The organism is Streptomyces sp. URMC 127 (genome assembly GCF_051386535.1).
Classification (GTDB): domain Bacteria; phylum Actinomycetota; class Actinomycetes; order Streptomycetales; family Streptomycetaceae; genus Streptomyces.
The window spans coordinates 1-9,468 of record NZ_JBPQTW010000248.1 but is presented as its reverse complement, the minus strand read 5'-3'; the positions used below and the strand labels follow the sequence as shown (position 1 = coordinate 9,468).

The following is a 9,468-nucleotide window of genomic DNA, read 5'->3' as shown; positions in this document are numbered from 1 at the left end:
GCTGCGGCGGGGGGCTCTTCCGTAAGGGGCGGCTCTTGCGTAAGGGGCGGCTCTTGCGTAAGCGACCCGGAAGGGGCCGCTCCGCCCGCCGCTCCGTGCGCCGTGCCTTCCGCCGCCCCTTCCACCACTTCTCCTGCTACGACCCCACCCGCCGCGTACGCCTCCCGGGTCAGCGGCTGGCGCGGCAGGTGCGGCGCCTCGTACGGCAGGTCGTGCCCGGCCGCTTCGCGGGGCTCGGGCAGGAAGGGGTCGTACGGGCCGGGACCGGAGCCGGGGCCTGCCGGGGCCGGGACCTGCTCGTATATCGGGTAGGGCCCGACCGGGGCCACGTAGGCCGCGTACAGGTCGTAATGGTTGCCGTCGTAACGGTTGCCGTCGTAGCGGCCGGCGTCGTAGTGCCCGGCACCGTGCTGCCCCGTGAAGTAGGGGTCGTGCGGGTCGTACGGGTCGTGTGCGGCGTACGGGCTGTAGGGGTCAAACGGGTCGTACGGCGGTGCTTCCGCCGCACCGCTGCGTGCGGCGCGGGGACTGCCCTGTGCATGCGTCACGTGAGGCTCCCCTGGGTCGGGCTTCGGCCCGGGACTGTAGCGGAGGGGGCGTCACTCTCCAAAGTCGGATCATCACACGGTGTCGCGGTGCACCGGAGTGCGGGAGGGCGCGCGGGGGCCTGCGTCCACCGGCGCGGCCGCGCGTCCGCCCAGGACTCACCAAGGGATCAGTAGGCGAAAGCCCGCGCCGTGTTCGCCGCGACGGCCGCGGCCAGCTCGTCCTCGCCGGTCCCCTTGGAGGCCGCCATGGCGCGCAACGTGACCGGAATGAGGTACGGCGCGTTGGGCCGTCCGCGATAGGGGGCGGGCGTCAGGAAGGGCGCGTCGGTCTCGACCAGGATCAGGTCGAGGGGCGCGACGGCGAGGGCGTCGCGCAGCGGCTGGGCGTTCTTGAAGGTGACGTTGCCGGCGAACGACATGTAGTAGCCGTTGTCGGCGCAGACCTTCGCCATGGCGGCGTCGCCCGAGTAGCAGTGGAAGACGACGGCGTCCGGCGCGCCCTCCTCGGTGAGGACGCGCAGGACGTCGTCGTGGGCCTCGCGGTCGTGGATGACCAGGGCCTTGCCGTGGCGCTTGGCGATGTCGATGTGGCGGCGGAAGGAGTACTCCTGCGCCTCCATGCCCTCCGGCCCGGTGCGGAAGAAGTCCAGGCCCGTCTCGCCGACGCCCTTGACCTGCGGGAGCGCGGCCAGAGCGTCGATCTCGGCGAGGGCGGCGTCGAGGGCTTCCCGGCCGCCCGCGGGGCGGGTGCCCTGGCGCGACCAGCCGTCGGGGTCGCCGTGGACGATCCGGGGCGCCTCGTTGGGGTGCAGGGCCACGGTGGCCCAGACGGCGTCGTGCGCGGCGGCCGTCTGCGCCGCCCAGCGGGAGCCGGCCACGTCGCACCCCACCTGGACGACCGTCGTGACGCCGACGGACGCGGCCTTGGCGAGCGCTTCCTCGACGGAGGTGTCCCCCTGCATGTCCAGGTGGGTGTGCGAGTCGGCGACGGGCACGTTCAGCGGGGCCGGGAGCGGCGGCGGGGCGTCCTTGTCGTTCTTGCCGCTCCGGCCCTGTGCGCTGCTGTTCGATGCTGTTGCCGCCATGCGAGCGATTCTAGGCAGGCGGGCAGGCCCGTACGCCTCTAGCGCTGGTGCTCGCGGTGGGTGCGGAAGGGGTGGAGGAGGTCGGAGAGGTGCCAGTGGTGTGCCCGGCCGGGCTCGCCGGCGCCCTCGGTGGGCGCGCCGCCGCCCTCGCTGGGCTCGCGCCGCGCCCTGCGCCACGGCTCGGGGCCGCCCGCGTGGAGCGGGCCCGCGGGGGCCTGCTGGGTGGCCGGGACCTCGTGGGCGGGGCGGTGCAGGACGTCCGCGATCAGCGAGACGCGGCCGGACCGCATGATGCGCACGACGTGCTCGCCGCAGTTCACGCAGGTGGGGCGGGTCAGCGGGGACGGCACGCGCTCGCCGTCCGCGTAGTAGATGACGAAGGGCCGGCCCTCGGCGTCCGTGTGGTGCTCGATCTCGTACGACTGCTCCCAGCCGTGGCCGCACCGCATGCAGGCGAACGAGTACGACTCGTGTGCCGTCTCCGTCTCCAGCACGGTGGGGGGCGCGGCGAACGTGCTGCGCTCGGGAACCGGCTGCGGGCCGGCTATCGAGTGGACACCGTTGGAGGTTCCTGCGATCTCGCTCATGGCAGCTCCTCTTGTCCTGAGGACAAGTCTCTCCGGGACCGGACGTCCCACATCCAGGGAACGCCCATCCCGGCGGCGGCGCAGCAGCCTATCCCCCGAATTGGGGCAAACTTGGCGTCGACCTGCCCAAAGCACCAGGCTACGAGGCCTAAGCTTTGCTTTTCAGATTATCCCTTTACCTTCCGATGGGCCCTGATGTGGCGCATTTTTTGCTGCCACGACCGCATCGAACACCTCGCGCTTGGGTAGGCCTGCTTCCGCAGCCACGGCCGCGATGGCCTCCTTGCGGCGCTCGCCGGCCTCCTCGCGCGCCCGTACGCGGCGCACGAGCTCCCCGGCGTCCAGCTCCTGCGGGCCGGGCTCGGGTGCGCCCTCCACGACGATGGTGATCTCACCGCGGACGCCGTCGGCCGCCCAGGCCGCGAGGTCCTTCAGCGGGCCGCGCTTGACCTCCTCGTAGGTCTTGGTCAGCTCGCGGCAGACCGCGGCGCGGCGGTCCGCGCCGAAGGCCTCCGCCATCGCGGCGAGGGTGTCGTCCAGGCGGTGCGGGGCCTCGAAGTAGACGAGCGTGCGGCGCTCGGCGGCCACCTCGCGCAGCCGGGCGAGGCGCTCGCCGGCCTTGCGGGGCAGGAAGCCCTCGAAGCAGAAGCGGTCCACGGGCAGGCCGCTGACGGCCAGCGCCGTCAGCACGGCGGACGGGCCGGGCACGGCCGTCACCTTGATGTCCCGCTCGACGGCGGCGGCGACCAGCCGGTAGCCCGGGTCGGAGACGGAGGGCATGCCGGCGTCGGTCACGAGCAGCACGCGCGCGCCGCCCGCCAGCGCCTCCACCAGCTCGGGCGTGCGGGCCGACTCGTTGCCCTCGAAGTACGACACGACCCGGCCGGTCGTGTGCACGCCCAGCGCCTGGGTCAGCCTGCGCAGCCGGCGCGTGTCCTCCGCGGCGATCACCTCGGCCGCGGCGAGCTCGGCGGCGAGGCGGGGAGGGGCGTCGGCGACGTCGCCGATGGGGGTACCAGCAAGTACGAGCGTTCCAGTCACCTCTCCATCCTCCCAGGCCCGCCCGGTCCCCCCGCCCGGGCCGGGCCGCTCCGCCTTCCCGGACGGAGGGGAAGGATCCGCCGCACGGCAAGAGGGCCCGTTCGGCCACCCGGGCGGCAGGTAAAGTCCGGCGCCCCCGACGGAGCGGCAGGAGCCGCGGGCGGACATGCCCGGGCCGTGATCCGCCGACCCACAGGCCGGTTCCCTACGATGGCGCGGTGACCAGTGACACCGCGACGCACGCCTCGCAAGGCCGGACGGCAGCCGAGCACCCGCCACCCTGGCAGCTCAGACTCCGCCGCTTCGGCTACGCGGCCAGGCCGCAGCCGGACGTGCGCGAGCGGCTCGTCCCCCCGTTCCCGCAGCCGGGGACGCGCGTGTGGTCGCTGCTGGGCGTGCGGGCGGACGCCGCCGCGCGGCTCGCCCGCGGGTCGGGCTGGACGGGCCCGCTGCTCGTCACGCTCTTCGCCGCGCTCATCCGCTTCTGGCACCTGGGCAGCCCCAGGGCCGTCATATTCGACGAGACGTACTACGCCAAGGACGCGTGGGCCCTGTGGAAGTACGGCTACGAGGCGAAGTGGCCGGACGACATCAACGACAGGGTCATCGGGGGCTGGACCGACGTCCCCGACGTCCCCGGCTACGTGGTGCACCCGCCGGTCGGCAAGTGGGTCATCGGCATCGGCGAGTGGCTCTTCGGCCTCAACCCCGTCGGCTGGCGCATCATGGTCGCGCTGCTCGGCACCTTGTCCGTCCTGATGCTGTGCCGCATCGGCCGCCGTCTGTTCCGCTCCACGTTCCTCGGCTGCCTCGCGGGCGCCCTGATGGCCGTGGACGGCCTGCACTTCGTCATGAGCCGCACGGCGCTCCTCGACTCGGTGCTGATGTTCTTCGTGCTGGCCGCGTTCGGCTGCGTGCTCATCGACCGGGACCGGGCGCGGGCGAAGCTGGCCGCCGCGCTGCCGGCCGGCCCGGACGGCGTGCCCTGCCCCGACGACGCCGTCGGTGACGGCCTGCGGCTGGGCCTGCGCCCGTGGCGGATCGCGGCGGGCGTGTTCCTGGGCCTGGCCTGCGCCACGAAGTGGAACGGCGTGGTCTTCCTGGCCGCGTTCGGGCTGATGATCGTCCTGTGGGACGCGGCGGCCCGGCGCACGGCGGGCGCGCGCCGCCCGTTCGTCTCGGCGCTGCGCCGCGACGTGCCGTGGGCGTTCCTGTCGACGGTGCCCGTGGCGATCGCGGTCTACCTGGCGTCGTGGACCGGCTGGTTCGCGAACAGCGGCACGTACAGCGAGAAGAACGGCTGGCAGCACAGCGGCTACTACCGGCACTGGGCCGAGAACGACGGCGGCTACGCCACGGACGGCTTCCTCTCCGGGATCCTCAACCCCCTGCGCAGCCTGTGGAAGTACGAGCAGGAGGTGTGGCACTTCAACACCACGCTCTCCTCTCCGCACACCTACCAGTCCAACCCGTGGAGCTGGCTGGTCCAGGCTCGCCCGGTCTCCTACTTCTACGAGTCCCCGAAGCCGGGCGAGGACGGCTGCCCGGCGGACGCGGCCGACAAGTGCGCGCGCGAAGTGCTCGCGCTGGGCACCCCGCTGCTGTGGTGGGCCGCCTGCTTCGCCGTGGCCTACCTCCTCTACCGGTGGGCGCTGCGGCGCGACTGGCGGGCGGGCGCGGTGCTGTGCGGGGTCGCGGCCGGCTACCTGCCGTGGTTCCTGTGGCAGGAGCGCACCATCTTCGTCTTCTACGCGGTCGTCTTCCTGCCGTTCCTGTGCCTGGCGCTGGCCATGATGATCGGCGCGATCCTGGGGCCGCCGGGATCCACGGAGCGGCGCCGGGTGGCGGGCGCGGTCGGGGCGGGCACGCTGGTGCTGCTGATCGCGTGGAACTTCATCTACTTCTGGCCGATCTACACGGGGAACGCGATCCCGATGGAGGCGTGGCGGAACCGGATGTGGTTCGACTCGTGGATCTGACGCGTGGATCTGACACGCGGGTCCGGCTCGTGGACCTGACGACAATTCAATAACCCTGAAGGACCGGTTCCGGCCATACCCCCCTTGCCCTGCCCGGCCTTCCCGTACAGTGCCCGTACAGAGGTTTTAATCGGATGATTAAACCGGTCGGGCGGGGAGGCCCGGAGCGGTTCCGGAGGGGGAACACAGATGCACAAGGGCGCGAAGATCTCGATCGGCGTCGTCGCGGCGGCGATCGTGGGGGCGGCCGGCCTCGGCGCGTACAACCTGGTCGACGCCGTCGCGGGCGACGGCTCGACCGGTGCGCACGGGGAGCCCGCCCCGCTGAGAACCGGGCCGCCGACGGCGGACGAGATCAGGAAGACCGCGCGCGACTTCCTCGCCGCGTGGGAGTCCGGCGACACCGCCAAGGCCGCCGCCCTCACCGACAACGCCGGCGCGGCGACGACCGCCCTCGCCGGCTACCGCGAGACCGCCCACGTGGAGAAGGTCTCGCTCAAGCCGGGCACGCCGCAGGGCGCCAAGGTGCCGTTCTCCGTGAGCGCCGAGATCTCCTACGGCTCGCAGCGCTCGACCTGGACGTACGAGTCCTCGCTCGCCGTCGTCCGCGGGCAGAGCACGGGCCACGCGCTCGTCGACTGGCAGCCCGCCGTCGTCCACCCGCAGCTCGGCCGCGGCGAGACCCTGCGGACGAACGCGGGGGCGCCGCCGGAGGTCGAAGCGCTCGACCGCAACGGCACGAAGCTCGACGCCAAGGACTACCCCTCGCTCTCCTCCGTCCTGCCGCAGCTGCGCAAGAAGTACGGGGAGAAGGCGGGCGGCGCGCCGAGCGTGGAAGTGCAGGCCGTGCCGGAGGGCGGCGGAACGCCCGGCGCCGCGGGGAAGACGCTGCACGTGGTGTCCAAGGGCAAGCCCGCCCAGCTGAAGACCACGCTCGACGCGGGGGTCCAGCGGGCGGCCGAGGCGGCGGTGAACCTGCGCGACGACGCGTCCGTCGTCGCGCTCAAGGCGAGCACGGGCGAGATCCTCGCCGTCGCCAACTCCAAGAAGACCGAGTTCAACACGGCGTTCCTGGGGCAGACCGCGCCCGGTTCCACCATGAAGATCATCACGTCGGCGATGCTGCTGGAGGCGGGCAAGGCCGCGCCCGGCAAGCCGCTGCCGTGCCCGAAGTACGCCACGTACGGGATGCGCTTCCACAACGTGGAGGAGAGCGAGAACCCCGGCGCGACCTTCGCCCAGGACTTCGCCGCCTCCTGCAACACCGCCTTCATCTCGCTGGCCGGCGAAGTCGGCGACGGCGCGCTCGCCACGGAGGCGCGGGACGTCTTCGGGCTCGGCCTGGAGTGGAAGACGGGCGTCGCCACGTTCGACGGCAGCGTGCCGGCCGAGTCCGGGGCGGGCAAGGCGGCGGCGATGATCGGGCAGGGCAAGGTGCAGATGTCCGCGCTCAACGTCGCCTCGATGGCGGCGACGGTACGGGCCGGCTCCTTCCACCAGCCCTACGTGGTCGACCCGTCGCTCGACGGGCGGCAGCTCGCGCGGGCGCCGCGGTCCCTGCCGGGGGGTGTCGCGGAGCAGCTGCGGGGGATGATGCGGCTCACCGCGACGGCGGGCACGGGCGCCCGGGCGATGTCGGGGCTCGGCCCCGACACCGGCGCGAAGACCGGCTCCGCGGAGGTCGACGGCCAGCCCAAGCCGAACGGCTGGTTCACCGCGTACCGCGGCGACGTCGCCGCGGCGGCGGTCGTCCCCCACGGCGGCCACGGCGGCGACTCGGCGGGCCCGATCGTAGCCTCGGTCCTGCGGGCGTCCTGACGACACGGTCCCCCTGCGGGGGCCGGCGCTGACCGCCCCGGCAATTCCCTCCCGCCGCAACGGCGCTCAGCCCGTACGTACGAGCCCGGCGGTGCCGAGCCGCGCATGCGGAGGGGGCGTTGCCGCACCCGGCAGGGAACAGGCCCCGCGCCGGTGAGGCGGGGTACTCAGGGGCTGTCTGAGTACCCCGGCGGTGGTGGGGGGCGCGGGGCGCGGGCGAGGGTGGCGCGTATGGGAACCAAGATGAGCGCACGGGCACTCGCCGCCGCGACACCCGCCGCACGCGACCGCGTCATCGACCTCCTGCGCGTGGCGTCCCTCGGGACCGTCGTGCTCGGCCACTGGCTCATGGCGGCCGTCACCGTGGACGAAGGCGGCCGCGCCGCCGTCGGCAACCTGCTCGCGGTCGAGCCGAAGCTGCAGCTGCTGACCTGGGTCCTGCAGGTCATGCCGGTGTTCTTCTTCGTCGGCGGCTTCTCGCACGCCCTCTCCTACCGCTCCCTCACCCGCCGCACCGGCGGCGCCCCCGCCTACGCGCTCTTCCTCCGCGCCCGCCTCCAGCGCCTCCTGCGCCCCACGATGCTCTTCGTCGCCGTATGGGGCGCGGGCGCGCTCGCCGTCCAACTGGCCGGCGGCAGCGGCGCCCTGACCGACGTCGCCGCCCGGCTCGTCGCCCAGCCGCTGTGGTTCATCGGCATCTACCTCGCCATGGTGGCCTTCACCCCGCCCCTCCTGCGCCTCCACGAGCGCTTCGGCTGGGGCGCGTTCGCCGCCCTGGCGGCCGCGGCGGGGGCCGTCGACGTCCTGCGGTTCGCCGCGGGTGTCCCGTACGTGGAGTTCCTCAACTTCGCCTTCGTCTGGCTGGCCGTCCACCAGCTCGGCTTCCTCCGCGCGGACGGGCGTCTGCGCCGGCCCGCGCTCCTCGCCGCCGCGGGCCTGGCCGGGGCCGTCGCCCTGGTGGGCCTCGGCCCGTACCCCCTGTCGATGGTGGGCATGCCGGGCGAGAGGATCAGCAACATGGCGCCGCCCACCGCCGCCCTGCTCTGCCACGGCATGTGGCTGATCGGCGCGGTCGAGCTGCTGCGCGGCCCCGTATCCCGCGCGGTCGCGCGCCCCCGCGTGTGGCGCACGGTCGTCGCCGCGAACGGCATCGCGATGACGGCGTTCCTGTGGCACCTCACGGCGATGCTCGGCGTGTACGGGGCGATGCTGGCGGCGCACGTGCCCCTGCCCGCCCCGGCGAGCGCGGCCTGGTGGCTGCAGGTCCCGCCGCGCCTCGCGGCCGCCGCGGCCGCAACGGCGCTCCTCGTCGCGGTCTTCCGCCGGGCCGAACAGCCGCCGGCACCCGCCCCGGCGGGGACGCCGGCCGCCCGCCGCGGCGCCGCCCCCGCCGCCGCGCTCGGCGTGACGCTCGCCCTCTTCGGCGTGCTCGGGCTGTCGATGACCGGCTTCGGCGGGCTCCTTGAGGGGCACTCCGCCGTCCTGGTCGCCGTACGCGTCACCGCCCCCGTCGCGGTCCTGATGTGCGCGGCCGGCTGGCTGCTCGTGGAGACGGCGGGGAGGGCCGGGAAAGCGGAGAGGTCGTCCGCCCGGCCCGTGTGACATGCGACATCGCGTGTACGGGGCACGCAGCGCTAGCGTCCTGGCCCATGACCCCTCTGGTCGCCACGGCCGTCCTCATAGCCGCCATCACGCACGCCAGTTGGAACGCCGTCGCGCACGGCATCAAGGACCAGCTCCTCGCCTTCACGCTCGTCGGAGGCGGCGGGGCGCTGTGCGGGGCGGCCGCGGCGGGCTTCGTGCCCCTGCCGGCGGCCGCGGCCTGGCCGTATCTGCTGGGCTCCGCCGTCCTGCACGTCGTCTACCAGATGCTGCTCATGCGGTCGTTCACGCTCGGCGACTTCGGGCAGATGTACCCGATCGCCCGCGGCACGGCACCGCTGGCCGTCACCGTCATGGCCGCCGCGTTCGCCGGCGAGACGCCCGGCGGCTGGCAGGCGGCGGGCGTGCTCGTGGCCTCCGCCGGACTCGTCGGGCTCGCGCTGTGGGGCATCCGGGGCTCGGGCGCGCGGCCGCACTGGGCGGCGATCGCCGCCGCGGCGGCGACGGGGCTGTCCATCGCCGCGTACACGGTCGTGGACGGCCTCGGCGTCCGCGCCTCCGGCACGCCGCTCGGCTACATCGCGTGGCTGATGATCCTGGAGGGGGTCGCGATCCCGGCGTACGCGATGGTGACGCGGCGGGGCCGGTTCGTGGCGGAGATCAGGCCGTACGCGGTGCGGGGGCTGCTGGGCGGGGTGCTGTCGGTGTTCGCGTACGGGCTGGTGCTGTGGGCGCAGACGCGCGCGGACCTGGCGCCCATCTCGGCGCTGCGGGAGTCCTCGATCCTGGTGGGGGCGGGGATCGGGGC

7 protein-coding genes and 1 pseudogene are annotated in these 9,468 nt (G+C 73.9%); 4 read left to right on the top strand and 4 right to left on the bottom strand.

Annotated elements, in window-relative coordinates:
* The 4 genes and pseudogenes from ACSNOH_RS30640 to rsmI all read right to left on the bottom strand — a co-directional run.
* Positions 1–548: pseudogene (locus tag ACSNOH_RS30640) on the bottom strand (hypothetical protein); the annotation flags it as partial.
* A gap of 167 nt (positions 549–715) precedes the next feature.
* Entirely contained in the window at positions 716–1,633 is a 918-nt protein-coding gene (locus ACSNOH_RS30635; RefSeq protein ID WP_436724709.1) for a TatD family hydrolase, read from the bottom strand.
* Between the two features lie 38 nt (positions 1,634–1,671).
* Entirely contained in the window at positions 1,672–2,220 is a 549-nt protein-coding gene (locus ACSNOH_RS30630) for a hypothetical protein (protein WP_436724708.1), read from the bottom strand.
* 162 nt (positions 2,221–2,382) lie between these two features.
* Positions 2,383–3,261, bottom strand: a complete 879-nt coding sequence (rsmI, locus tag ACSNOH_RS30625; protein WP_436724707.1) for a 16S rRNA (cytidine(1402)-2'-O)-methyltransferase — start codon at positions 3,259–3,261, stop codon at positions 2,383–2,385.
* A gap of 218 nt (positions 3,262–3,479) precedes the next feature.
* Here rsmI and ACSNOH_RS30620 point away from each other — a divergent pair, with 218 nt between their 5' ends.
* The 4 genes from ACSNOH_RS30620 to ACSNOH_RS30605 all read left to right on the top strand — a co-directional run.
* Positions 3,480–5,240 carry a dolichyl-phosphate-mannose--protein mannosyltransferase gene (locus ACSNOH_RS30620; protein ID WP_436724706.1) on the top strand — a complete coding sequence of 587 codons (1,761 nt, stop codon included), beginning with the start codon at positions 3,480–3,482 and terminating at the stop codon, positions 5,238–5,240.
* A gap of 189 nt (positions 5,241–5,429) precedes the next feature.
* A complete protein-coding gene (locus ACSNOH_RS30615) occupies positions 5,430–7,058 on the top strand; it encodes a penicillin-binding transpeptidase domain-containing protein (protein ID WP_436724705.1) in 1,629 nt (542 codons plus the stop codon).
* Positions 7,059–7,301: 243 nt separating this feature from the next.
* Positions 7,302–8,660, top strand: a complete 1,359-nt coding sequence (locus ACSNOH_RS30610) for an acyltransferase family protein (protein WP_436724703.1) — start codon at positions 7,302–7,304, stop codon at positions 8,658–8,660.
* A 47-nt stretch (positions 8,661–8,707) separates the two neighbouring features.
* Positions 8,708–9,468: EamA family transporter (locus ACSNOH_RS30605; RefSeq protein ID WP_436724702.1), on the top strand; the 761-nt coding region annotated here is incomplete at its 3' end.